This is a genomic window from Tessaracoccus rhinocerotis, from assembly GCF_007197885.1.
GTDB lineage: Bacteria > Actinomycetota > Actinomycetes > Propionibacteriales > Propionibacteriaceae > Arachnia > Arachnia rhinocerotis.
The window spans coordinates 461,501-486,112 of sequence record NZ_VKKG01000002.1 but is presented as its reverse complement, the minus strand read 5'-3'; the positions used below and the strand labels follow the sequence as shown (position 1 = coordinate 486,112).

The 24,612-nt window shown below is 68.1% G+C and carries 18 protein-coding genes; 12 read left to right on the top strand and 6 right to left on the bottom strand.

Annotation, left to right across the window (positions count from 1 at the left end; all coding sequences use genetic code 11):
• Position 1: 1 nt before the first annotated feature.
• Positions 2–2,842 carry an excinuclease ABC subunit UvrA gene (gene uvrA / locus FOJ82_RS07380; RefSeq protein WP_425472488.1) on the bottom strand — a complete coding sequence of 947 codons (2,841 nt, stop codon included), beginning with the start codon at positions 2,840–2,842 and terminating at the stop codon, positions 2–4.
• A 123-nt stretch (positions 2,843–2,965) separates the two neighbouring features.
• Here uvrA and FOJ82_RS07375 point away from each other — a divergent pair, with 123 nt between their 5' ends.
• The 3 genes from FOJ82_RS07375 to uvrB all read left to right on the top strand — a co-directional run bounded on the left by FOJ82_RS07375 (position 2,966) and on the right by uvrB (position 6,708).
• Positions 2,966–3,688, top strand: coding sequence for a maleylpyruvate isomerase family mycothiol-dependent enzyme (locus FOJ82_RS07375; RefSeq protein ID WP_143937811.1), 723 nt, complete (start codon positions 2,966–2,968; stop codon positions 3,686–3,688).
• Between the two features lie 69 nt (positions 3,689–3,757).
• Entirely contained in the window at positions 3,758–4,552 is a 795-nt protein-coding gene (locus FOJ82_RS07370; RefSeq protein WP_143937810.1) for an LppU/SCO3897 family protein, read from the top strand.
• An 86-nt stretch (positions 4,553–4,638) separates the two neighbouring features.
• On the top strand, positions 4,639–6,708 hold the full coding sequence (uvrB, locus tag FOJ82_RS07365) for an excinuclease ABC subunit UvrB (protein WP_143937809.1): 2,070 nt from the start codon (positions 4,639–4,641) through the stop codon (positions 6,706–6,708).
• A 39-nt stretch (positions 6,709–6,747) separates the two neighbouring features.
• Here the strand turns inward: uvrB and FOJ82_RS07360 are convergent, their stop codons facing one another.
• On the bottom strand, positions 6,748–7,908 hold the full coding sequence (locus tag FOJ82_RS07360) for an ROK family transcriptional regulator (protein ID WP_143937808.1): 1,161 nt from the start codon (positions 7,906–7,908) through the stop codon (positions 6,748–6,750).
• Between the two features lie 255 nt (positions 7,909–8,163).
• Between FOJ82_RS07360 and FOJ82_RS07355 the strand changes: the two genes are divergently transcribed.
• The 7 genes from FOJ82_RS07355 (at position 8,164) to FOJ82_RS07325 (ending at position 17,897) form a co-directional block, all read left to right on the top strand.
• Entirely contained in the window at positions 8,164–10,050 is a 1,887-nt protein-coding gene (locus tag FOJ82_RS07355) for a DUF5107 domain-containing protein (RefSeq protein WP_185975671.1), read from the top strand.
• Positions 10,041–11,111, top strand: a complete 1,071-nt coding sequence (locus FOJ82_RS07350; RefSeq protein WP_143937806.1) for a glycoside hydrolase family 172 protein — start codon at positions 10,041–10,043, stop codon at positions 11,109–11,111. The genes FOJ82_RS07355 and FOJ82_RS07350 overlap by 10 nt, the downstream gene beginning before the upstream one ends.
• Positions 11,112–11,131: 20 nt before the next feature.
• Positions 11,132–12,478, top strand: coding sequence for an ABC transporter substrate-binding protein (locus FOJ82_RS07345; RefSeq protein ID WP_185975670.1), 1,347 nt, complete (start codon positions 11,132–11,134; stop codon positions 12,476–12,478).
• 76 nt (positions 12,479–12,554) lie between these two features.
• Entirely contained in the window at positions 12,555–13,508 is a 954-nt protein-coding gene (locus FOJ82_RS07340; protein WP_143937804.1) for a carbohydrate ABC transporter permease, read from the top strand.
• Positions 13,508–14,404, top strand: coding sequence for a carbohydrate ABC transporter permease (locus FOJ82_RS07335; RefSeq protein WP_143937803.1), 897 nt, complete (start codon positions 13,508–13,510; stop codon positions 14,402–14,404). The genes FOJ82_RS07340 and FOJ82_RS07335 overlap by 1 nt, the downstream gene beginning before the upstream one ends.
• An 82-nt stretch (positions 14,405–14,486) precedes the next feature.
• A complete protein-coding gene (locus tag FOJ82_RS07330) occupies positions 14,487–17,663 on the top strand; it encodes a family 20 glycosylhydrolase (RefSeq protein ID WP_185975669.1) in 3,177 nt (1,058 codons plus the stop codon).
• 78 nt (positions 17,664–17,741) lie between these two features.
• Positions 17,742–17,897 (top strand): lmo0937 family membrane protein, encoded by a 156-nt coding sequence (locus FOJ82_RS07325; protein WP_143937801.1) that lies wholly within the window; start codon positions 17,742–17,744, stop codon positions 17,895–17,897.
• Between the two features lie 48 nt (positions 17,898–17,945).
• Here the strand turns inward: FOJ82_RS07325 and coaE are convergent, their stop codons facing one another.
• Together coaE and rpsA are read right to left on the bottom strand one after the other, a co-directional pair.
• A complete protein-coding gene (gene coaE, locus FOJ82_RS07320) occupies positions 17,946–18,587 on the bottom strand; it encodes a dephospho-CoA kinase (RefSeq protein WP_143937800.1) in 642 nt (213 codons plus the stop codon).
• Positions 18,588–18,686: 99 nt separating this feature from the next.
• Positions 18,687–20,135: a 30S ribosomal protein S1 gene (rpsA, locus tag FOJ82_RS07315; protein ID WP_143937799.1), complete on the bottom strand. Its 1,449-nt coding sequence runs from the start codon at positions 20,133–20,135 to the stop codon at positions 18,687–18,689.
• Between the two features lie 196 nt (positions 20,136–20,331).
• On the opposite strand from rpsA, the gene FOJ82_RS07310 reads away from it, so the two are divergent.
• Positions 20,332–21,066 (top strand): class F sortase, encoded by a 735-nt coding sequence (locus FOJ82_RS07310; protein WP_143937798.1) that lies wholly within the window; start codon positions 20,332–20,334, stop codon positions 21,064–21,066.
• 12 nt (positions 21,067–21,078) lie between these two features.
• On the opposite strand, the gene polA is transcribed toward FOJ82_RS07310, so the two are convergent.
• Positions 21,079–23,754, bottom strand: a complete 2,676-nt coding sequence (gene polA / locus FOJ82_RS07305) for a DNA polymerase I (RefSeq protein ID WP_143937797.1) — start codon at positions 23,752–23,754, stop codon at positions 21,079–21,081.
• Positions 23,755–23,777: 23 nt separating this feature from the next.
• Here polA and FOJ82_RS07300 point away from each other — a divergent pair, with 23 nt between their 5' ends.
• The gene (locus tag FOJ82_RS07300) at positions 23,778–24,179 is read left to right on the top strand and encodes a PaaI family thioesterase (RefSeq protein WP_143937796.1); all 402 of its coding nucleotides are present in this window, start codon (positions 23,778–23,780) and stop codon (positions 24,177–24,179) included.
• A gap of 8 nt (positions 24,180–24,187) precedes the next feature.
• Here the strand turns inward: FOJ82_RS07300 and FOJ82_RS07295 are convergent, their stop codons facing one another.
• Positions 24,188–24,610, bottom strand: a complete 423-nt coding sequence (locus FOJ82_RS07295) for a hypothetical protein (protein ID WP_143937795.1) — start codon at positions 24,608–24,610, stop codon at positions 24,188–24,190.
• Between the last annotated feature and the right edge of the window lie 2 nt (positions 24,611–24,612).

Below are 24,612 nucleotides of genomic sequence, written 5' to 3'. Positions count from 1 at the left end.
CTCACCGGGAGAGCAACTGCCGGAGGAACTCGCCGGTCGCCGAGCCCTCGGCCCCGGCGATGTCCTCGGGCGTGCCCGTGGCCACCACCTCGCCACCGCGCGAGCCGCCGTCGGGGCCCATGTCGATGACGTGGTCCGCGGACTTGATGACGTCCAGGTTGTGCTCGATCACGACGACGGTGTTGCCGGTGTCCACGAGCTTCTGCAGCACCAGCAGCAGCTTCCTGATGTCCTCGAAGTGCAGACCGGTGGTGGGCTCGTCCAGCACGTAGAGCGTGCGCCCGGTCGATCGCTTCTGCAGTTCCGCAGCCAGCTTCACCCGCTGCGCCTCGCCGCCGGAGAGCGTGGTGGCCGCCTGCCCCAGGCGGACGTAGCCCAGCCCCACCTCGTTGAGCGTGCGCAGGTGCCTGGCGATGGACTGGATGGAGGCGAAGAACTCGACCCCCTCGCTGATGGACATGTCGAGCACCTCGGAGATCGACTTGCCCTTGTAGTGCACCTCAAGGGTCTCGCGGTTGTAGCGGGCGCCGTGGCAGACCTCGCACGGCACGTAGACGTCGGGCAGGAAGTTCATCTCGATCTTGATGGTGCCGTCACCCGAGCAGTTCTCGCAGCGTCCGCCCTTGACGTTGAACGAGAACCGGCCGGGCAGGTAGCCACGGACCTTGGCCTCGGGGGTCTGGGAGAACAGCGTGCGGATCTTGTCGAACACGCCCGTGTAGGTGGCCGGGTTGGAGCGCGGGGTGCGCCCGATGGGTGACTGGTCCACTTGGATCACCTTGTCCAGGTGGTCCAGCCCCTTCAGCGAGCGGTGCCTCCCGGGGACCGCCTTGGCGGAGTAGATCTGTCGGGCCGCGGCCGTGTAGAGGATGGAATTCACCAGGGAGGACTTCCCGGATCCGCTCACTCCCGTGACGGCCGTCAGGGTGCCGAGCGGGAACTTCACGTCGATGTTCTTCAGGTTGTGCTCGCGGGCGCCGATCACGGACACGTGGTTGCCGTTGCCGGGACGGCGCACCTCCGGCACCGGGATGCTCAGCCGACCGGCGAGGTAGCCGCCCGTGAGGGACTCCTCGCTCGCCAGGAGGTCCTCGACGGTGCCCTCGACGACGATCCGGCCGCCGTACTCGCCGGCGCCGGGCCCGATGTCGACGACGTGGTCCGCGGCGCGGACGGTGTCCTCGTCGTGCTCCACCACGATGAGCGTGTTGCCGAGGTCACGCAGGCGCTGGAGGGTCTGGATCAGGCGCAGGTTGTCGCGCTGGTGCAGGCCGATGCTGGGCTCGTCCAGGACGTAGAGGACGCCGACGAGCCCCGAACCGATCTGGGTGGCCAGCCGGATGCGCTGGGCCTCGCCGCCGGAGAGGGTGCCCGCCCCCCGCGACAGCGTCAGGTAGTCGAGCCCCACGTCCAGCAGGAACCGGAGCCTGGCCTGGATCTCCTTGACCACCCGGGCGGCGATCTGCGCCTCCCGCTCGCTGAGGCTCAGCCCCGTGAGGAAGTCGTTCGCCTCCCCGATGGACATGTCCGAGAGTTCTGCGATGTTGGTGCCGGCGACCGTCACGGCCAGCGTCGCCGGGCGCAGCCGGGCCCCGCCGCAGGTGGAGCAGGCGATCTCGCGCATGTAGCCGCCCCAGCGATCACGCGCGGAGTCGGTCTCGGCCTCCCCGTGGCGGCGGCGGACGAACGGCAGGATGCCCTCGTACTTCTGGGTGTAGCTCCGGGTCCGCCCGAAGCGGTTGCGGTAGCTCACCAGCACCGGGTCCTTGACGCCGTTGAGGAGCAGCTTGATGTGCTTGGCGGGCAGTTCCTCCCACGGCGTGTGCACGCTGAAACCGTGCTCCGCGGCGAGGGAGTCGAGGACGTGCTCGTAGTGGCCTCGCAGGTGCGCGGTGGCCCAGGGCGCGATGGCGCCCTCGGCGAGGGTGAGGGTGACGTCGGGGACCACCAGTTCGGGGTCCACCTCCAGGGTGGTGCCGAGTCCGGAGCAGGCCGGGCACGCACCCCAGGGCCCGTTGAAGGAGAACTGGCGGGGCTCCAGCTCCTCGATCGCGACGTCGTGGTCGTTGGGGCAGCCCATGGCCTCGGAGAACCGCTTCTCACGCTCCGGGTGGTCCTCGGCCAGGTCCACGAACTCCACGCCGACGATCCCGTTGGCGAGGCCGAGGGCGGCCTCGACCGACTCGGTGATGCGCTGCTTGGCGGTGGGCTTGACGACCACCCGGTCGACGATCACGTCGATGTCGTGCTTGATCTTCTTGTTGAGTGCGGGCACGTCGGCCAGCGGGTGCACCTTGCCGTCCACCCGGACCCGGCTGAAGCCGTCGGAGCTGAGCTGCCGGAAGAGCTCCTGGTACTCGCCCTTTCGGCCGCGGATGACCGGCGCGAGCACCTGGAACCGGGTGCCCTCCCCCATGGCGAGCAGACGGTCGACGATCTGCTGGGGCGACTGCTTGCCGATCGGCTCGCCGCACTCGAGGCAGTGCGGGATGCCGATGCGGGCATAGAGCAGGCGCAGGTAGTCGTACACCTCGGTGACGGTGCCGACGGTCGAGCGGGGGTTTCGGCTGGTGGACTTCTGGTCGATCGAGACCGCCGGGGAGAGCCCCTCGATGAAGTCGCAGTCGGGCTTGTCCATCTGCCCGAGGAACTGTCGGGCGTAGGAGGACAGGGACTCGACGTAGCGGCGCTGCCCCTCGGCGAAGATGGTGTCGAAGGCCAGCGAGGACTTGCCGGACCCGCTGAGTCCGGTGAAGACGACGAGGGAGTCCCTCGGGATGTCGAGGGAGACGTTCTTGAGGTTGTGCATCCGGGCACCGCGGACTGTCAGCCGTTCATTCACTCGGCTCATCATACGCACTCGCGCAAGAAGATTCGAACACCAGTTCAGTAGTGTCGCTGGAGCGCCCTCGGAGTTTGGTGTTCGACCATTGCGCGCTCTGGAGTAGTTGCTAGTGTGTCGCCCATGCCGAGCCCACGGATCGATGGAGACGGCGCCCCCGACGAGAATGTTCTCCACGCGGTGCGCGAACAGACGCACCTCCTGCTCGGGCGCACCATCGGCTACTCCGAGGAGGACTGGGCCCAGCCCTCGCGGCTGCCGGGCTGGACGCGCTCGCACGTCGCGGCCCACCTCGTGGCCAATGCCCGCAACCTGGTGGCCGCCTGCGAGGCGCTCGCCGACGGCGTCGCGGACGTCGCACTCTCCCCCGGCTCGGCGGACGAGGAGGCCCATGACCTGGAACTCGGCGCCCTGGACGACGGCCTCGCCCTCCAGATCGCCCTCGACACCTCCGCCGGCACGCTCCACCACGCGATGTCCGAGTTCGCCCCGGGCGACGCGACGGTCCGGCTGAAGTCGGAGCAGGAGGTGCCCGCGCACCTGATCCCGCTGGTCCGGTTGCACGAGGTGACGCTGCACTACTTCGACCTGTCGCCCGACGTCGACGACATCACGCTCGAGCCGACCGTCGCCAACGACCTGCTGGCCTTCCAGGTGTCGCGGATGGACACGGCGGCGCTCCCGAGGGTCCGCGTCGTCAGCCACGAAGGGTTCGACGCCCAGTTCGGCGGAGAGGGCGAGGCCCCTCGGGTCACGGGGCCCGCGGCGGACCTGGTGGTCTGGCTCGCGCGCGACGTCGTGACCCCGCGCGTCGGAGGCGCGGTCCCACTGAAGCGGGTCGGCTGACCAACGGCGTTGCCACCGGTCTCCGGTAGCCTGCTGTGGCCAACCAAATCTTCAGATGGAGTACGCAAGATGACGCAGCCGCCCAACCAGCCCGGTTCCGCCGGCCCGAACGACTGGTCCGGACCCCAGCCCCAGGGCACACCGCAGCCCCAGGGCACCCCGAATCCCGGCCACGGCCAGCAGCCCCAGCAGGGCGGCTACGGGCAGCAGCCGCAGGGCGCCCCGGGCCAGCCCCCGCAGGGCAGCTACGACCAGCAGTACCCGCAGGACGGCTACGAGCAGCCCCAGTCGTTCGAGCAGCAGGCGGCCTTCGGCGCGCCCGGCGGACCCGAGGCCTTCCCGGAGAAGAAGTCGGGTGCCCAGAAGGTCAAGAGCATCATCGGCATCGTCGTGGCCGTCGTGCTCGTGGCCGTGGTCGGATGGGGACTGTGGACCAACTACCAGAAGGACGCCGCCCTCGTGGCCGGCAACTGCCTGGTGTTCTCCGGTGAGAGCGACGACGCGGACCACGACCTGGTCGACTGCGAGGACTCCACCACGTTCTCCTACCTCGTGGCCAAGGTGATCGAGGGCTCGGGCACCTGCGGTGACGAGTTCGTCGAGTACACCGTGGGCACGGAGAGCGGCGGCAGCTCCACCACGGACAAGGTGACCTGCCTCATCGAGAACTTCCACGCGGGCAACTGCTACTCCGAGACCAGCGACATCATGACGTTCGGCATCGTCGATTGCTCCGACGCCACCGCATCGTTCAAGGTGAGCACCGTCGAGGACTCGGCCGACGCCACGTGCGCCGCCGAGGAGCAGCCATACTCCTTCACCGAGCCTGCCCGCACCTACTGTCTGGCGGATCCGGCCACCTGAGGCAGGAACTCGCGCAACGCCTTGTCAGGGGCGGGATCCCATCATGGATCCCGCCCCTGTCAGTGCCCGCGCATAGAGTTGGAGGCATGAGACCAGTCGACGAACTCCGCCGCCAGGTGGCACCCCTCAAGGTGCATGCGGACTTCGACCCCTCCGGGGACCAGCCTGCGGCCATCGCTGAGCTCGAGAAGCGGATCGTGGCGGGCGAGCAGGACGTGGTGCTCCTGGGCGCCACCGGCACCGGCAAGACCGCGACGGTGGCGTGGCTCGCGGAACGGGTGCAGCGGCCCATCCTGGTGATGCAGCCCAACAAGACCCTCGCGGCCCAGTTCGCCAACGAGCTGCGGGAGTTCTTCCCGGACAACGCCGTGGAGTACTTCGTCTCCTACTACGACTACTACCAGCCCGAGGCCTACGTCCCGCAGACCGACACCTACATCGAGAAGGACTCCTCCCTCAACGAGGAGGTGGAGCGGCTCCGGCACTCGGCCACCAGTTCGCTGCTCACCAGACGCGACGTCGTGGTGGTGGCCACGGTCTCGGCCATCTACGGGCTCGGTACCCCGCAGGAGTACCTGGAGCAGCGGGTGACGCTGCGCGTCGGCGAGGAGCACGAGCGCTCGCAACTGCTGCGCCACCTCGTCGACATCCAGTACGCCCGCAACGACCTCGCAGGCACGCGCGGCACCTTCCGGGTCCGTGGGGACACGCTCGAGGTGTTCCCGATGTATGAGGAGAACGCCGTCCGGATCGAGTTCTTCGGCGACGAGATCGAGCGCATCTCCACCATGAACTCCCTCACAGGGGAGGTCATCCACGAGGAGCAGGAGACCTACATCTTCCCGGCCACCCATTACTCCGCCGGCTCGGAACGGATGGAGCGCGCCATCGGCGGCATAGAGAAGGAGCTCGCGGAGCGGCTGCAGGACCTTGAGGAGCAGGGCAGGCTGCTCGAGGCGCAGCGGCTGCGGATGCGCACCAGCTACGACATCGAGATGATGAGGCAGATCGGTACCTGCTCCGGCATCGAGAACTACTCCCGCCACATCGACGGCCGGGCACCCGGCTCCGCGCCGTCGTGCCTGCTGGACTACTTCCCGGAGGACTTCCTGCTGGTCGTCGACGAGTCCCACGTCACCATCCCCCAGATCGGCGGCATGTACGAGGGCGACGCCTCCCGGAAGCGGACGCTGGTCGAGCACGGCTTCCGCCTGCCCAGCGCCATGGACAACCGTCCGCTGCGCTTCGACGAGTTCGTCGACCGGATCGGCCAGACCGTCTACCTCTCGGCCACGCCAGGCCCGTACGAGATGGAACGCTCCGACGGGTTCGTGCAGCAGATCATCCGCCCCACCGGCCTGGTCGACCCGGAGATCGTCCTGAAGCCCACGAAGGGCCAGATCGATGACCTCATGTCGGAGATCAAGATCCGGGTGGGTCGCAACGAGCGCGTGCTGGTCACCACGTTGACCAAGAAGATGTCGGAGGACCTGACCGACTACCTGATGGACAACGGCATCCGCACCCGGTACCTGCACTCGGAGGTGGACACCCTGCGGCGCATCGAGCTCCTGCGCGAGTTGCGCCTGGGCGAGTACGACGTCCTCGTGGGCATCAACCTCCTGCGCGAGGGCCTGGACCTGCCCGAGGTCTCCCTTGTCGGCATCCTGGATGCCGACAAGGAGGGCTTCCTGCGCTCCGAGCGCTCCCTCATCCAGACCATCGGCCGTGCCGCACGAAACGTCGCCGGCCAGGTCCACATGTACGCCGACAGGATCACCCCCTCGATGGCGGCCGCGATCGACGAGACCAACCGACGTCGCGAGATCCAGGTGGCCTACAACCTGGAGCACGGCATCGACCCGCAGCCGCTGCGGAAGCGGATCGCGGACATCACCGCCATGCTGGACCGGGAGGACGCGGACACCGAGCAGTTGCTGGCGGCCGGGGAGAAAGTGCGCAAGGGCCGCAAGCGCAACGGCGGTCTGGACCCCTCCACGATGGCCACGACCGAGCTCAGCGACCTGATCGAGGACCTCACCAGCCAGATGCACCAGGCAGCCGCCGCGCTGCAGTTCGAGGCCGCGGCACAGATCCGCGACGAGGTCTCGGACCTCAAGAAGGAGCTGCGCCAGATGATCGAGGCAAACAAGTAGGCGCGCCCAGTCTGCATGGGTGGGTGATCGGCCGGAGTGTCACACCAGCTCGCTGCCAGCGAACTCCTCCGGGGTGAACGGAGCCACACCCTGCGTCGGTGAGGCCAGCGTGTCCACCACCTTCTGCAGTCCGATCAGTGCTGCCCCGAGTGCCGTCGCGAACTGGTCGAGGGGCGACGTCACCACCTCGGGAGGCTGGAGCAAGTGGTCCCCCAGTCGCTGGCGCAGGTCACCCAGGTAATGCTCCGACAGTGGCGAGAGGGCGCCGGCCACGATGAACACGGCGGGATCGACCACTGAGGCCGCAAGCGCCAGCGAGGGCGTCACGGACTCCACGTAACGGCACGCCGCTGCCAGGATGGTCTCATTACCGGCCAAGGCATCGGCGACCGCATCGCCGAGCGGATCCGACGACCCCGCGTAGGGCTCGAGCCAGCGCATGTGCTCCTCGGTTGGCAGGAACGGGTTCAGGGACATGTCACCAGCTGTGCCGTGGGCACCAGGGCGGGGCGCGCCGCCGAGCAACAGGCCCAGCGTCGGGCGCCGGCCGAGTTGGGCGACGAGCACCTCGTCGAACCCGCGGGCCGCCCCGACGACGTGCTCCGCCCACGTGGCGGCACGGACGTCGTTGACCACAGAAGTCCGACCGGGCAGCAGTCCAGAGAAGATCTCGAGGGGATGAAGTCCGTCCCACTCGGGGACCGCGATTGACCGAACGACTCTCCCGGCGGCATCCAGGTGTCCACCGACTGCGAGCACCGTGAGCCAGACGTCGCCCGATTCCGGCAGGGGCGCGCACTCCCCCAACACCCTCTCCACAGCTCGGTGGTGTCGATCACCATCCCCCTGCGGAGCCGTGCGAACCTCGGCCCTGGCGTGGACGGAACCCGCAAGGTCCACGCGCACCGCGCGTGTGGCATGGGCCCCCACGTCGAGTCCGAGGATCCAGCCCGGAGGATGCGACAGCGAATAGGTCTGGGCAGGACGGCCCGGCCCGTACACCATGGGCTCACTCACCTCGACCCAACCCATTGCTTTGAGGCTGCGCATCACGTGTCCCAGCGGTGCTGGCGTGAGGCCCGTCGTCCGGCCGAGTTCGGAGATTCGTTGTGGGCCGTGGGTGCGGAGCGAGTCGACGACGACGAACTCGTTCCAGCGCCGCACCGAACTCGCGTCCGCGCGGACGGCCGTGCGCTTCATCCCGTTCTCCTTCGCACCCGGTCCCTGGACCAAAGCCGATTCCCACCGTCGGGAACCGGACAACCAAGCAGGCGGGTATTGCCTTGTTGACCAAGCCTACTGTCGTACGCGACGCCGCCGCCGAGCGACTTTGGCTGGGGGGTTCCGCACGATCCGCTGTTGTGCCTATGATAGGCGAGAATCGTTTGGATGGACCGAAAAATAACTATCGGAGGCAGCGTGGCCACGATCGATCTGACTACTCGCCGACTCCCCATGCCCCAACTCAGTCGGGGCGGGGAGCTGGTGCTCGACTCCGGTGGCGGGCGGCTGCCGACCCCGGATGAGGCGAGGCTGCTCGGGATCGACCATCGCCACCTACCAAGACTCCCCACGGCGCTGCCCTACACCTACCAGGACGGCTACGGCCGCGAGCTCGAGCAGCCCGAACAGCGGGTGGCCGTGCTGGACAACGGTCGCCTACGCGCGACGTTCCTGCCCGATCTCGGAGGTCGGCTCTGGTCCCTGCTCGACCTGAGGACCGGTCGCGAGCTGCTGCACCAACCCGACGCCGTCCGGTTCGCCAACCTCGCGATCCGCAACGCGTGGTTCGCCGGAGGAGTGGAGTGGAACCTCGGAGTCACCGGACACTGGGGACTCACCTGTGAGCCCGTGTGCGCGGGCGTCGTCGACGGTGGGGTCCTGCGGCTCTGGGCCCACGAACGCCTGCTCGGCATCACTTGGCGCCTCGACGCATGGCTGCCAGAGGACTCCGAGGTCCTGTTCACCCACGCGGTCATCGAGAACCCCACCGACGCGGCGCTACCCATCTACTGGTGGAGCAACATCGCAGTCCCTCAGGACGAGCGCACCCGGGTCATAGCGGACGCCGAGCGAGCCTTCCACTTCGGCTACGCCTACCGACTCAACGAAGTGAGCGTGCCGGTGCGGGAAGGCCGGGAAGTCACGTGGCCCCAGCTGCATCCCGGCTCCGCCGACTACTTCTACCTCACCCGCGGCGAGCACCCGTGGATCGCGGCTGTCGGGGCTGACGGCCACGGCTTGGGACAGGCCTCCACCGGGGAACTCCGAGGCCGAAAGATGTTCACCTGGGGCGACGGCCCGGGTGGCCGAAACTGGCAGCGGTGGCTCTCCGGAAGTTCGGCCTACGCCGAGATCCAGGCGGGCCTCGCAACCACCCAACTCGAGCACCTCGCCCTCGGCCCGGGCCAGTCCTGGCGCTTCACCGAGAGCTATGGCCCCATCCAGGTCGAGGCGCCCGAGGGTGCTTGGCCCGACGTCGTCGCGGCGGCGCGGCGGGCCACGGTCTCCCCCACCCGGCTCGCGAGCGCCCACGAGTACCTCACCGAGGTGGAGCGGCTGCCGGTAGGGCAGGAGCATCGCCACCTGCGCGGTGGCGCCGATGCCCAGGGGTGGGGAGCGCTCGAGATCGCCGCAGGTCACCGCGACCCCGATCCGGCCACACCCTACGACCCGACTCGGCTGACCCGGGAGCAGGAGGCGTGGCTCGCACTGGCCACGGAGGGCCGGCTCGATGAGGCGCTGCAGTCCAGCGCCATGACCTCTGCCGCGTGGCGTCGTCGGCTGGTGGCGGCGGAGACCGGTTGGCTGCGCGACCTCCTCCTCGGGATGGCCGAGCACGCCCACGGGGACACCGAGCGGGCACGCGAGCTGTGGCTCGCCTCCGTCGCGACCCGACAGACCCCGGACGCCTGGCGGGCACTCGGGCTCACCGCGGACTCTCCTGAGGATGCCTGCGCATGCCTCGTGGCCGCGCACCGGCTCGACCCATCCCGCCCGAGGATCGCGGTCGAAGCGGTCACCGCGCTGTTGGACACCGGGAACCCGGGTCCCGCCCTCGACCTCATCGCGCAACTGCCGACCACGGTCCGCGAGGCGCCGCGGATCGCCTATCTCGAGGCGGTCGCGCTGGTCCGGACCGGTGACGGAGAGGGGGCCGCCGCGCTCCTGAACCGACCACTGGTGCTACCCGATCTCCGCGAGGGTGACCTCGGCCTGGACCGGCTCTGGTACGAGTTCCAGACCCTCATGGGGACCCACGATCCCCTACCACCCCACTACGACTTCCGGATGGTCCTCGACGAGACCGCTCCGGCACGCGAGGAGCCAGCATGGACCTGACGAGGGCACTCCCCTTCCGTACCCGTTCCATCTCCGCCGAGAACCCGACCGGCGAACCGGGCAATGGCGGCCGCGCGGAGCGTGGTTCGCACTCCACCGCCCACGCCAGCCAGGACCTGCCGCTCGGGTGGAAGAAGTCTCCCTGCATCGACCTCGCCGCCGGGGAGACGAGGATGCTGGCCGACATCACCGGGCCGGGCATCATCCAGCACATCTGGATGACAACCCTCCCGCAGCACTGGCGCCGCGTCGTGCTGAGCATTCAGTGGGACGACGCCGACTACCCCGCGGTCCAGGTTCCCCTGGGTGACTTCTTCTGCCAAGGCTGGGGACGCTACGCCCCCGTCTCCTCCGAGCCCGTCACGGTGGCGCCCGCGGGCGGCCTCAACTGCTACTGGAAGATGCCCTTCGAGACCCGCGCCTGCATCAGCGTCACCAACCTCAGCGACCACGACATCGAGGGCTGCTTCTACCAGATCACCTGGGCCGAGACCGAAGTCGCCGAGGACTGCCTCCGCTTCCACGCACAATGGCGACGCAGTGATCCACTTGAGTACCTCCAGCCGCACACCATCCTGGACGGTGTGGCTGGGCGCGGCCACTACGTCGGCACGTACCTGGCCTGGGAGGCCCACCACCCCGGCTGGTGGGGCGAGGGCGCAGTGAAGTTCCACCTCGACGACGACGAAGAGTTCCCCACCATCAACGGCACCGGCACCGAGGACTACTTCGGCGGCGCCTGGGCGTTCGAGGATCCGGTCGGGCGGTACGCGCCCTACACCACCGCCTACCTCGGCATGCCGCAGGTGATCGAGCCCTCCGGCTTCTACGACAACCAACAACGCTTCGGCCTCTACAGGTGGCACCTCAAGGACCCCATCTGCTTTCGCACCGGCATCCGCGCCACCGTGCAGGCACTGGGATTCCGCAGCGTCGAACCCGGCAGGGAGCGCTACCGCCCCCTCCGCGACGACATCGCCTCTGTCGCCTACTTCTACACCCAGCCCGGCAGTGCACCGCCGCCTGCCGGCCCAACCCTGGACGAACTGGATCCGTCCTGAACCCGAAGGAGATGGAAACCATGAACCTCACAAGGCGAGGCTTCACCACCCTGGCCGCGGCAGCCGTCGGCGCCACGGTCGTTGGGTGCGGCTCGAACACTGACCCGGATGCGCCCGGCGACAGCCAGGCGGCCGGGGACAAGTTCACGTACTGGTCGATGTGGACCGAGGGTGAGGACCAGCAGAAGGTGCTGGCCTCGGAGATCGAGAACTTCACCAAGGAGACCGGCATCGAGGTCGAGGTGCAGTGGAGCGGCCGCGAGGTGCTCACGCAGGTCGTGCCGAGGTTGAACGCCGGCAACCCACCTGACCTCGTCGACAACGGCTCGCCGGACTTCATCTCGAGGCTCGGGGTGGACAACCTGATGGACCTCTCCGACGTCTACGACATGGACATCCCGGGCGAGGACGGCAAGAAGGTCTCCGACGTCGTGCCCGAGGCCCTGATGGCCTCGATGCTGAAGGAGGGCGGCGAGCCGTTCCTCGTGCCCTACGAGGTCATTGGTGCCACCCTGTGGTTCAACGCCAATGTGACCCCCCAGTTCGAGGACGCTCCCCCACAGTCGTGGGAAGAGTTCATGGCAGCGCTGGATGAACTGAAGGCAGCGGGCCGCACCCCACTGGCGCTCGACGGTGACATCGCTGACTACTGCGCCTACTGGGTGGAGTGGGGCGTGCTCCGCGCGGGCGGCCCCGGCGCGCTGACTGGCGCCGCCCAGGACCCCACCGGTGCCAGGTTCAGTGACCCGGCCTGGGTGGTGGCGACCGACAACGTGGAGAAGCTCGTGCAGGGTGGGTACTTCCCGGAGGGGTTCCGCGGCAGCAAGTTCCCGACCCAACAGGCCAGCTGGGCCGATCAGACCTCGAAGACCGATCTCATCCTCATGGGTTCCTGGCTGCCGAGCGAGGCCTCGGGCTCGCTGGAGAAGTCCGGGGGTGATCCCTCGAGCATCGCGTTCGGTTCCTTCCCCTTCCCGTCCGTGGGCGAGAACCTCGGAGAGGGCCTCGTGGAGGCGCAGCCCATCGGCTTCGCGATTCCGGAGAAGGCGAGGCAGGCCGCTGCCGCCAAGCAGTTCGTCGCGTACTTCATGCACAAGGACCGCATCGCCAGAATCGCGAGCGAGGCCAAGAACCTGACGCCCCGCACCGACGTCGAGCCCCCCGCCGAACTCGCTGGCTTCGCCGAGGAGTACGGGAACGCCAAGACCACCGTGCTTTTCACCGACGGTGTCGGCACGGCCGAGCCGAAGTGGGTCACAGACATCTGGCAGCCCGCCATCGGCAAGCTGTTCGACGGCAACCTCACGGGCGACGCGTTCCGCCAGGAACTGGCCGACAAGACCGTCGAATACCACAAGAACGGCTGACCGTGTGGCCTCGACGACGCTCCGACCGGGTCGTCGAGGCCACAGCGACCATCTCATCCACCGGAGGCAGTGACCAGTGAAAGCCCAGCCGATCACCTCGGCCCGGAAGGACGTGCGGCGGAGCCGTCCGCAGGTCTCCCCTGCGGAGGTGGCCAGACGGAAGCTGTACTGGCCGCTGCTCGCGCCCGCACTACTGATCTACGTGGGGCTGCTCGTCGCTCCCGCCCTCTACGGCGTCTACGTCAGCTTCACCGAGTGGTCGGGTCGAGGGGAGGCGCCGGTGTGGGTGGGGCTGGCGAACTACGCCCGCCTGACGCGCGACGAACTGTTCCGCACGGCCTTCCTCAACACCCTGGCCATCCTGGTCATCAGCGGCGCAGGCGTCTTCCTGCTGACGTTCGTGCTTGCGTCCGTGCTCAGGGAGGTGCGGTGGAGCCGCACCGCACTGTCCATCCTGTTCTTCCCGTTCCTGCTCTCACCGATCGCCGTCGGCATCGCACTCAGCCTGCTCCTGTCGCCCAACGGACTGTTCAACGCCGGCCTGCGCAGCGTCGGTCTCGGCGAGCTGGTGAAGGCATGGCTGACCCCCGACCTGATCTTCCGCGTCATCCTGATCGGGCTGGTCTGGGTCAGTGTCGGCTACTACCTGACGCTCATGATGTCTGCCATCGGTCGTGTCCCGCGCTACTACTACGAGGCCGCCGAGCTGGACGGCGCTGGCCGCATCAGCACGTTCTTCAACGTGACCCTGCCCCTGACCTGGGACGTCGTCACCATCTCCGCCGTGCTGTGGTGCATCAACGCCATCAAGGTGTTCGAGTTCATCATCGGCTTCACCGGCAATGGCGACGCACCACCTCCACAGGCCCGCACCCTCACCATCGCCCAGTTCCTGGCCACCACGGGCGGGCGCAACCCGCAGTACGCGCTGGGTCTCGGCAGCGCGATGGCCGTGGTCATGGTCCTGCTCATCAGCGTGTTCGTCGTTGCCGTCCGTCGCTTGATGCGGCGGGAATCGCTGGAGTTCTGATGACAGCCGCGCTCCCAACCCCACTGCCGACCCGGTCGAAGTCGCCGCTCGGCGCCTTCCTCTGGGCACTGCTGAAGCTCGGCATCCTCCTGTGGTGCGTGTTCAACGTCGGGATGCTCCTGTGGGTCGGGCTCAACTCCTTCCGCGGCGGGTCCCGGATCTTCAGCCAACCGCTGGAGCTGCCCAACAGCCTGGACTTCGGGAACTACGTCAACGCGTGGACCGTCTCCAACCTCGGACGTGGCTTCATCAACTCGATCCTCCTGGTGGCCGTGTGTACCGCGATCACCGTGGTGGTCGCCGCGATGGCCGCCTACGTACTGGCCCGCACGCGGGTGCCGTCCGCCGGTCCCCTCACGTCGTTCTTCGCGATCGGCCTCGGCATCCCCGTCCAGGTCGTGATCGTGCCCCTGTGGGTGGCCATGAACTCCATCAGTTCGTTCATGTACGACACGGTCGGGTGGTGGGACGAGCGACTCAGCCTCGGCCTGCTCTACGTCGCCACGTCGTTGCCTTTCGCCGTCTTCCTGCTGACGGGGTTCTTCCGCTCCCTGCCCACGGAACTGGAGGAGGCAGCCGCGCTGGACGGTGCCAGCGCCTGGACCACCTTCACCACCATCATGGCCCCGCTTGCACGGCCAGGACTCGTCACCGCCGCGCTGCTCACGGGCATGGGGCTGTGGAACGAGACGTTGCTGGCCCTCGTGTTCGTGACCGACAACGAGAAGTACACGCTGCCCCAGGCGCTGCTGGGTCTCTACGGGACCATGCAGTACACCTCTGACTGGGGCGGCCTGTTCGCCGGGATCGTCATCGTGGTGATCCCGACGATCCTGCTGTATGCGTTCCTCGGCCGCCGGCTGGTCGAGGGCATGACGCTCGGAGCCGGAAAGTAGCCCGGGTCATCCGCCGACGGCGGTGCCCACCCGTCCCCCACTTCCAACAAGGGCAAGGATGCCCACACACCCAGGAGGAACCATGAGGCCCATCAGGACCACGCTGGCGCTGCTGTCCGCAGTGACGTTGGCCTTCACGATGACGCTCGCACCAGTTTCCGCGGTGCCCCCGGAAGGCACCCTCATCACCGCCCCCGCCGTCCAGGAATGGCAACCCGCCGGCGGCCCGGACTTCAAGTGGCATGGCCGGGAGATCGTCTTCGAGGGGGGTGATCCGGAACTGGCAAAGGTCGCGGCAACCCTCGCCGAGGACATCGGCGACCAGACAGGCAGGACGCCGAAGGTGGTGCAGGGCAAGCCCAAGCCGGGCAGCATCGCCCTGCGGCTGGGCGACCAGGGCAAGGGCCCGGAGTCATACAGCCTGGACATCGACAAGGCCCTGACGATCACCGGAACCACCGCGCACGGCGTTTTCAACGGCACGCGGACCGTGCTGCAGTTGCTCCACCAGGACGACCGGATCCCCATGGGCACCGTCGTGGACTGGCCGACCAAGGAGGTCCGCTCGATCCTGGTGGACAACACACCCCGACACTTCTCCATGGGGTGGTGGGAGAACCTCTTCAAGCACATGAGCTACTTCAAACTCAACGACACCAACCTGTACCTCGACGGAGTCGGCCTCGACAAGGACGAGATGAGGGCGATCGACGCGCTCGGCCAGAAGTACTTCGTCAAGGTCGTCCCGCAGATCAACATGCCCTCGCACATGCACGTACTCCTGCCCTCGCGCCCTGAGTACCAGCTCAGGAACGCGGACGGTTCGCTCAACCCCACAGCCCTTGACCTGACCAATCCGGAGGCCGTGGACTGGGCACTCAGCCTGATCACCGACCACGTCGACCTGTTCAGCGGGGACGAGTGGCACCTCGGCTCGGACGAGTTCCCGGGCTGGCCGGGCACCGGCGAGAACCACCCGCAGCTCGATGCCTACGCGAAGGAGCGGTTCGGACCCGAGGCCACCTTCGCCGACCTGTTCGCCGACTTCCAGAACCGGGCCAACGAGCTGGTCAAGTCCCATGGCAAGACCATGCGCGTGTGGAACGACATGATCCGGACCTCCGCCGTCGTCCAGCTCGACGAGGACGTCACCGTCGAGTACTGGATCCAGCACCCAGACCTGCCCGGACTGCTGAGTGGCGCAGACATCGCCGAGCGGGGCAACCCGCTCATCAACGCGCACATCGACCACCTCTACTACGACCAGTCCCGAAGGAACCTGGACCCGCGCCATGTCTACGAGAACTTCGACGTGGACGTCATCCACTGGGAGACCCCCGTCCCCTCCGACGCGGTGAGGGGCGCCCGACTCCCGGTCTGGCTGGCCTGGATCTACACGTCGATGGAGTCCGACGCGGAGGTGCTGGACAACATCGTCCCGAGCATGGCCGCTCTGGCGCAGAGCACATGGGGATCACCCAAGCTCGCCGAGACCTGGACCGGATTCCGCTCCGAGGTGCTGTCCGTGATCGGTGAGGCCCCGGGCCTGAACGCCGAGTCCCACAACAGCATCCTCCCCGACCCGGCCGCGGCCACGAACGCAGACGGAACCGTCGTCTACTTCGCCCGCGACGCCGAGGGCAACCTGTGGACCGGCAAGCAGTCGCGGCCCACCGTCACCCACTTCAGCCAGCAGCTGCTGTCCGAGGGCATCTCCGGGGACCCCGCCGTCACAACCCTTGCGGACGGCCGGCTGCAGGTGGCGGCACGGACCGCGTCGGACCGGCTGTTCGTCGCGACGCAGCGCGTGGTGAACTCCGAGACGTTCGACGGCGCAACCATCCCTGTCAGGGTGGACGCAGACCCCGCCCTAGTACCCGGGACCGCCGTGGTGAACAACAACGGCCGCCTTGAGGCGGTCGACCTGGCCACGGGCAAGGTTGGGCGAATCACCCAGAACGCCGTCGGCGAGCCAGCCGCGGCACAGGTCGACGGCGTGCTGCACGCCGTCAGCCGCACCAAGCACGGCGTCGCCTACGCAGTGGCATCGGACGCCGGCTGGAGCGTCCTCTCCGATCCCCGCAAGCTCGCCTCAGAACCCGACCTCGTCGCCACCGGCGACGGTGCCATCCTGATCGGCATCGACGCGGCGGGGGCGCTGGTCTCAGGCTCCGCGGCTGGTTCCACGCTCACGTGGACCGAGGTCCTGCCCGATGCCGACGGACAGCAGACGAGCGCGGTCGGGGAGGACGGTGTCGTGCACGTCGTCACCCTCACCGGGGCCGACACCCTTGTGCACGCATGGTCCGCCGACGGCGCATGGGAGAGCGGAGAGGTGGGCCACCACATGGCTGAGGACGATCCGTCACTGGGTCTGAATCACTTGAACGAGCCATTCATCTTCGCCAAGTTCGACAACGGCATGCAGGTGGTGGCAACGCCCACCGGACCGGCGCAGTACGCCTGGAACGTGCTCGCCGAATCGACCACCGGCCCCGCCGCGGTGACGTTCGACTCCCTCGACCGCCCCGTCTACTTCGTGGCCACCACCTACGGCGACCTCCAGACAGGCACGAAGTGGGGCAACCTGTGGGAGTGGGGTCGCGACTTCGCAATCGGAGACATGTCCTACCTGGACGACGAACTCTCACCGCAGCGGTTCGACAACGTCCTCCTCAGCGACGACTTCGCCGCCGACAGCTCCGCTCGCTACACCACTCTGGACACCAGCGACTGGGAAGTGGCGCCGCAGCCGGTCATCGGCGACGGCGTTCTCGAGGTCAGCGCGGATGAGGCCTTCTACTCCACAGTGGTCTCGGACGTCCCCGTGGCGCCCGGCGACACCGTCCTGATCACCTCCGTCGACAAGTGGTTGGAGGGTTCGCGCCGTCAGGACACCCTGATGGTCGGATTCGTCCGCGACGCGAGGAACTACTCCGTCATGTGGGTGGGACACGGGGACAACCGGATCGGCTTCGACACGGTCAGCGACGGTCGGCTCACACCCAACGGCGGCAACGGCAACGTTCCTGTCGTCGTCGAGAAGGGCGACAGGATAGCCGTCGTCCTGTCCGGGAACTGGATGACTGGATACGTGGAGCGCAACGGCGTCTGGCACCGCGTGCACACTGCGGTTGCCATGGGCGACGACGACCTGCGTGACCCGGCAGTCCGGGCGCAGTACCGCTACGCCGTCGGGTTGCGCGGCGACGAAGGCACCCTCCAGGTGGGCGAGTTGACCGCCGCGGAACGAGGCTGACTTTCGCACTCATCTGCCCCACGGCCAACCGATCCCCGCTAGGCTGAACCTCTTGGAAGCGACAGAAAGGAACCTCTCATGGCACGCATCCTGTGGATCGTCCTAGTTGTGATCGTTGTTCTGTGGCTGATCGGCCTGCTCACGCAGTTCGGCGGCAACCTGATCCATCTACTACTGGTGGTGGCCGCGATTGTGCTGGTCATCAACCTCGTCACCGGTCGAAGGGCCCTCTGAGGTTCATCGTCAATTCAAGTCGAAAGGCCCGCCGCGAGGCGGGCCTTTCTAATTGCCCGGTTGGTCCGGACCGCCGGTGCGTGTCGCCTCCCGGCTGCGCAGCTCCCGGATGGGCCCGTCCCAAAGGGCGTGGACCTGTTTGATCGTGGAGGCGACGTCGCCGGAGTTGTCCACCACCCAGTCCGCGGCCTCCAGCCGGTCGGTCCTGGGAGCCTGCGCCCGCAGCCGCGCCCGGGCCTCCTGCGTGGTCAGGTCATTGCGGTGCATCAACCTGGAGACCTGGGTCTCAGCGGGGGCGTCCACCACCACCACACCGTCGAAGTCCCGGTGCTGGTCGGTCTCCACCAGCAGTGGGATGACGTGCACGACCACCGACCCGGCCGCCGCCGCCGCCTCCAGCTCGGCCGCACGCCGTCGGACCAGCGGGTGGACGATCGCGTTCAGGTCTTCCCGAGCCGCGTCGTCGGCGAAGACCAACTCCCCCAGCCTCCCCCGGTCCAGCGATCCGTCCGCGCGCAGCGCACCCGGGCCGAACCGCTCGACCACCCTCGCCAGCCCACCGGTACCCGGTGCCACCACCTCGCGGGCCAGGAGGTCGGAGTCGATGACGACCGCCCCCAGCTCGGCCAGTTCCGCCGAGACGAGGGTCTTGCCTGAGGCGATTCCGCCCGTGAGTGCGATTCGGACCATGACGGCAAGGGTAGCGGCCAGGTGTGCAGACAACAGACCGCCGCCCCCTCACCTCGTGGGTGAGAGGGCGGCGGTCGTGCGGCTCGGCTGCCGGTGGGATCAGTTCCCGCCGGTCAGCTTCTCGCGAAGGGCCTGCAGTGCCTCGTCGGAAGCGAGCGAACCCTCGCCCTCGTCCTCGGAGGTGGCGGAGGAGAAGCCGGTGCCGGCAGTGACGACCGCGTCGCGCTCTGCGCTCTCGGCGTCCTCGACCTGCTTCTTGTGGGCCTCCCAACGAGCCTGGGCCTCGGCGTACTGACGCTCCCACGCCTGGCGCTGCTCGTCGTAGCCTTCCTTCCACTCGTTGGTCTCCGGATCGAAGCCCTCGGGGTAGATGTAGTTGCCCTGGTCGTCGTAGCTGGCGGTCATGCCGTACAGCGACGGGTCGAAGTCGTCAGCTGCGACGTCGACACCCTCGTTGGCCTGCTTGAGCGACAGCGAGACGCGACGGCGCTCGAGATCGATGTCGATGACCTTGACCATGACCTCGTCGCCCACGGAAACAACCTGCTCCGGGATCTCGACGTGGCGCTCGGCCAGCTCGGACACGTGGACCAGGCCCTCGATGCCGTCGCCGACGCGCACGAACGCACCGAACGGAACCAGCTTGGTGACCTTGCCGGGCACGATCTGGCCGATCTGGTGCAGACGTGCGAAGGTCTGCCACGGATCTTCCTGGGTGGCCTTGAGGGACAGGGAGACGCGCTCGCGGTCCATGTCCACCTCGAGCACCTCGACGGTGACGGGCATCCCGACCTCGACGACCTCGTTCGGGTGGTCGATGTGCTTCCAGGACAGCTCCGAGACGTGTACGAGACCGTCGACGCCACCCAGGTCCACGAATGCACCGAAGTTGACGATCGAGGACACGACACCCTTGCGGATCTGGCCCTTCTGGAGCTGGGTGAGGAACGTCTGGCGGACCTCGGACTGGGTCTGCTCGAGCCAGGCGCGGCGTGACAGGACCACGTTGTTGCGGTTCTTGTCGAGCTCGATGATCTTGGCCTCGAGCTCCATGCCGACGTAAGGCTGGAGGTCGCGGACGCGACGCATCTCCACCAGCGAGGCGGGCAGGAAGCCGCGCAGGCCGATGTCGACGATGAGGCCGCCCTTGACCACCTCGATGACCTGGCCGGAGACCACGCCGTCCTCTTCCTTGATCTTCTCGATCGTGCCCCAGGCGCGCTCGTACTGAGCCCGCTTCTTGGACAGGATCAGACGACCCTCCTTGTCCTCCTTCTGCTGGACAAGGGCCTCGATCTCATCACCGACATTGACCACGTCGAAGGGGTCGACGTCGTGCTTGATGGAGAGTTCCTTGGAAGGGATGACGCCTTCGGTCTTGTAACCGATGTCGAGCAGGACTTCGTCCCTGTCGACCTTGACGACGGTGCCGGACACGATGTCGCCGTCGTTGAAGTACTTGATGGTGGCGTCCACCGCAGCCATGAAGGCTTCTGGGGTGCCAAAGTCGTCGACTGCAACAGTCGAGGCCTCAATGGAGGAGGTCATGTAGGTTGGGCTCCGAAATTTTCGTAAGGCGCGTTGTGCCTTGTCGTAGGCGCCAACCGGTGGAATCCTCAGCAGGAACTTACAACACGCCAACCCCACTCCGTCCGAGGGTGGGCAGGTCACAGCGCCCCATAAGCCTAGCTGCGCGGACAACCACGGTCAAACGATGTTCCACCACCCCGCTAGGCTGGGGCGTGTGACTGATTCCAGTGTGGCAGGGAGATCCGGCATGCCCACCCGTTGGCGGGTGCTCACGATCGTCGTCGCAGTGGCTCTGGTCGCCGCGGTCGCCACGTGGCTGGTGATCCGCCCCTCGGAGCCCAGCGTGGGACCAACCCCGTCCCCGACCTCGGTGACGGTGCCGCCGTCCGCCACCCCCTCACAGTCCGTCTCCCCGAGCTCCGTGCCGTCCACGACCGCGGACGCCAAGTACGCCGACTGCGACCCGATCGACGCCGAGGGCTTCGTCCCGGACACGTTCCGGATGGACAATCCCGAGGCGGACGAGCGCGTGCTGAGCCTCGGCCTTGACGCCGACGGCAACATCGCCGCACCGCCCATGGACCAGCCACGTACCGCCTCCTGGTGGAACCAGGGACCGCGTCCGGGCTCGGACAGCGGCAAGGTGGTCATGTCCATCCACACCTACCGCAACGGCGGCGCGCTCGGCAACGAGATGTACGACGACGCGGGCGCGAACCTCGTCCCCGGTGACCTCATCAAGATCGAGGGTGCCGACGGCCGCACCGCTTGCTACGAGTTCGTCGAGGCGTCCAAGATCTGGGTGGACGAGTACGACGTGGACTCCGACGTGATGGTGGACTTCGAGGGTGACCCCCTGCTCACCATGGTGATCTGCTGGGACTTCGACCGCGAGACCGAGATCTGGGACTCCAGGATCCTGTTCTACGCCGAGCCCGTCAGTCTCTGACTGGCCGCCCGGTCAGTGGGCCGCGGCGAACCACGACTCCCCGACGCCGACGGAGACTGCCAACGGCACGGTCAGTTCCATGGCGCCCGCCATGTTGGCGCTGACCAGGTCCGCGACCGTGTCCTGCTCCCCCGGTGCCACCTCGAGCACCAGTTCGTCGTGCACCTGCAGCAGCATGCGGCTGTTCAGGCGTGCCTCGTCGAGGGCGCGTCCGACGTTGATCATGGCCACCTTGATGATGTCGGCGGCCGTGCCCTGGATGGGTGAGTTCAGCGCCGCCCGCTCCGCCATCTCCCGGCGCTGCCGGTTGCTGGAGGTGAGGTCCGGCAGGTAGCGGCGGCGCCCCAGCATCGTCGAGGTGTAGCCGCGCGTGCGGGCCTCCGAGACCACGTCGGCGAGGTAGTCGTGCACGCCACCGACGCGGGCGAAGTAGTCCTCCATCAGTTCCTTCGCCTCACCCACGGAGATCTTCAACTGCTTGGACAGGCCGAACGCGCTCAGCCCGTAGGCCAGGCCGTAGTTCATCGCCTTGATCTTGGCCCGCATCTCCCCGTCCACCTCGTCGCCGGCGACGTTGAACACCTTGGCCGCCATCTCGTTGTGGAAGTCGCGCCCGGAGCGGAAGGCCTCGCCGAGGCCCTCGTCCTCGCTGAGGTGCGCCATGATCCGCATCTCGATCTGGGAGTAGTCGGCCGTCATCAGGGACTCGTACCCCGCGCCGGGAACGAAGGCGCTGCGGATCTGGCGGCCAAGCGCGGTGCGGATGGGGATGTTCTGCAGGTTGGGGTCCGTCGAGGACAACCGCCCGGTGGCTGCGATGGTCTGGACGTAGTTGGTGTGGATCCGGCCGTCCGGCTGCACCGCCGCCAGCAGGCCGTCCACCGTCTGCCGCAGCCGGATCCGGTCCCGGTGCTCCAGCAGGTGCCCGAGGAACGGGTGCTCGGTCTTGGCGAACAGTCCCTCCAGCGCGTCGGCGTCGGTGGTGTAGCCGGACTTGGTCTTGCGCGTCTTGGGCATCCCGAGCTCGTCGAACAGCACGGTCTGCAGCTGCTTCGGCGAGCCCAGGTTGACCTCGTGTCCCAGCACGTCGAAGGCTGCGGCCTGCGCCTGCGCAACCGCGTTGTCGAACTCGGCGCGAAGCGCGTCGAGCCGATCCACGTCGACTGCCACACCGGTGCGTTCCGCGACGGCCAGGGTGCGCTGCAACGGGAGCTCGACCTTGGCCAGGAGGTCCTCCGAGTCCCGCTCGGCGAGTTGCACGCGGAGGGCATCCGCGAGGTCGAGCGCCACCCGGGCGCGCAGCATGGCGTCAGCGGCCGCCTCCTCGGCGTCGTCCTCGAACTCGAAGCTGAGTTGCGCGTCGTCGGACCCGGACTTCTCCGCGGCCAGCTCGCGCTTGAGGTAGCGCAGGACCAGGTCGGCGAGGTCGAACGTGCGCTGGTCCGGGCGCAGCAGGTAGGCGGCCAGCAGCGTGTCGAAGCCGACACCGCGCAGGTCCCAGCCACGGGCCCACACCGCCAACGTCGGGCCCTTGGCCTCGTGGACCACCTTCCGGGGCGTCTCGTCCGCGAGCCACCGCGCCAGTGCCGCGTCGTCTTCGGGTGTGAGACCCGCTACGTCGACGTAGGCGCCGGCGCCGTCGGCACCTGCCAGGGCCAGCCCCAGCAGGTCTCCGGTGCCTGCGCCCCAGTGGCCGACGAAGTGCACGCCGGTACGGTCCTGCGCGTGCTCGGCCAGCCAGTCAGCGACCTCGCCCGCCCCCAGGACGTCGCCCTCGACGTCGAAGCCCTCCTCGGAAACCGGCTCGTTGGGCGCGAGCTCGAGCAGTCGCTCCCGCAGCACCCGGAACTCGAGGGCGTCGAAGAGTTCGTGGACGCGCTCACGGTCCCAGTCGACGCGTTCGGCGTCCGCCGGGGCGAGCGGCAGTTCGAGGTCCCGCACCAGGGCGTTGAGGCGGCGGTTGCGGCGGACGTCCTCGATGTGGGCGCGGAAGGACTCCCCGGCCTTGCCCTTGATCTGCTCGGCGCGGGCGATGATGTTGTCCAGCCCGTCGTACTCGCGGATCCACTTGGCGGCCGTCTTCGGGCCCACGCCGGGCACGCCGGGCAGGTTGTCGCTGGTCTCCCCCACCAGCGCCGCGAGTTCCGGGTAGCTCGCGGGCGGCACGAGGTACTTCTCCTCGACGGTCTCCGGGGTCATGCGGGCCAGGTCCGAGACGCCCTTGCGGGGGTAGAGGACCGTGACGTTGTCGTTCACGAGTTGCATCGCGTCCCGGTCACCGGTGCAGATGAACACGTCGAAGCCCTCCGCGGCGGCGCGCGTGGACAGCGTGGCGATCACGTCGTCGGCCTCGTAGCCCTCCTTCTCCAGGAACTGGATGTTCAGGGCCGACAGCACGTCCTTGATGAGCGCCACCTGCCCCTTGAACTCGTCCGGGGAGGCGGCCCGGTTGGCCTTGTACTCGGGGTAGCTCTCGGTGCGGAAGGAGTGCCGGGAGACGTCGAAGGCCACCGCCAGGTGGGTGGGCTGCTCGTCGCGCAGAACGTTGATCAGCATGGAAGTGAACCCGAACACCGCGTTGGTGTGCTGCCCCGTCTGGGTGGCGAAGTTGTCCACCGGTAGGGCGAAGAAGGCGCGGTAGGCCACGGAGTGGCCGTCGATCAGGAGCAGGCGGGGCTTGTCAGTCACGGCGACGACTCTACAGTTGGCGCATGACAACTGCTGCAGTCCCGGAGTGGGCCGAGGAACTCTCGTCCGAGTTGCACGACGCCATGGGCATCCGGATCACTCACCTCTCCGCGGACCGTGTGGTGGGGACGATGCCCGTGGAGGGCAACCGCCAGCCCATGGGGCTCCTGCACGGCGGCGCCTCCGCCGTGCTCGTGGAGGGTCTCGCCTCGATGGGCGCCGTCGCGCACGCGCGGACCTCAGGCAGGGCCGCCGTCGGGGTGGACCTCAACATCACCCACATCCGCTCGGCTCAAAGCGGTGTCGTGACCGGCGTCGCCACCCCGGTCCACCTGGGCTCGAGGATCGCCGTGTACGAGGTGGAGATCACCGACGAGCAGGGCCGGCGCACGGCACTCGGCCGGATCACCTGCCAACTCGTGTGACTGAGCGCTCACCCCAGACCGGTGGCGGCCGGACCGGACCAGGCGGCCTCGCCGGCCACCCACACCACCCGCGGCCCCCTCGGACCGCCCACGGGCACGGCCCAGGCGAGGCGGTCGGGGGTGCCGTCGAAGGACAGGTAGGGCTCGCCCAGCACCTCCCCGGCACTGGCCTCCCGCCTCGCGCGGTGGACCACCACGTCCGGGTCGAGCCAGGCAGCGGCGCAGGTGGGCGTCCCGAAGCCAGCCGTCCTGCGGTGCTGCAGGTCCGGACGCAGCTCGACGAAACCCTTGATGCGGGCACCGTCCACGACGGGAACGAACCAGCCGGAGGGCACTCCCGACGCGTCCCTGATCTGCAGGGCCGCGCCGAGCAGGGCCGGGGTGTCGGTGAACTCCCCGGCCCGTGCTCGGGCTTCGGCGGCGGAGGCCATGG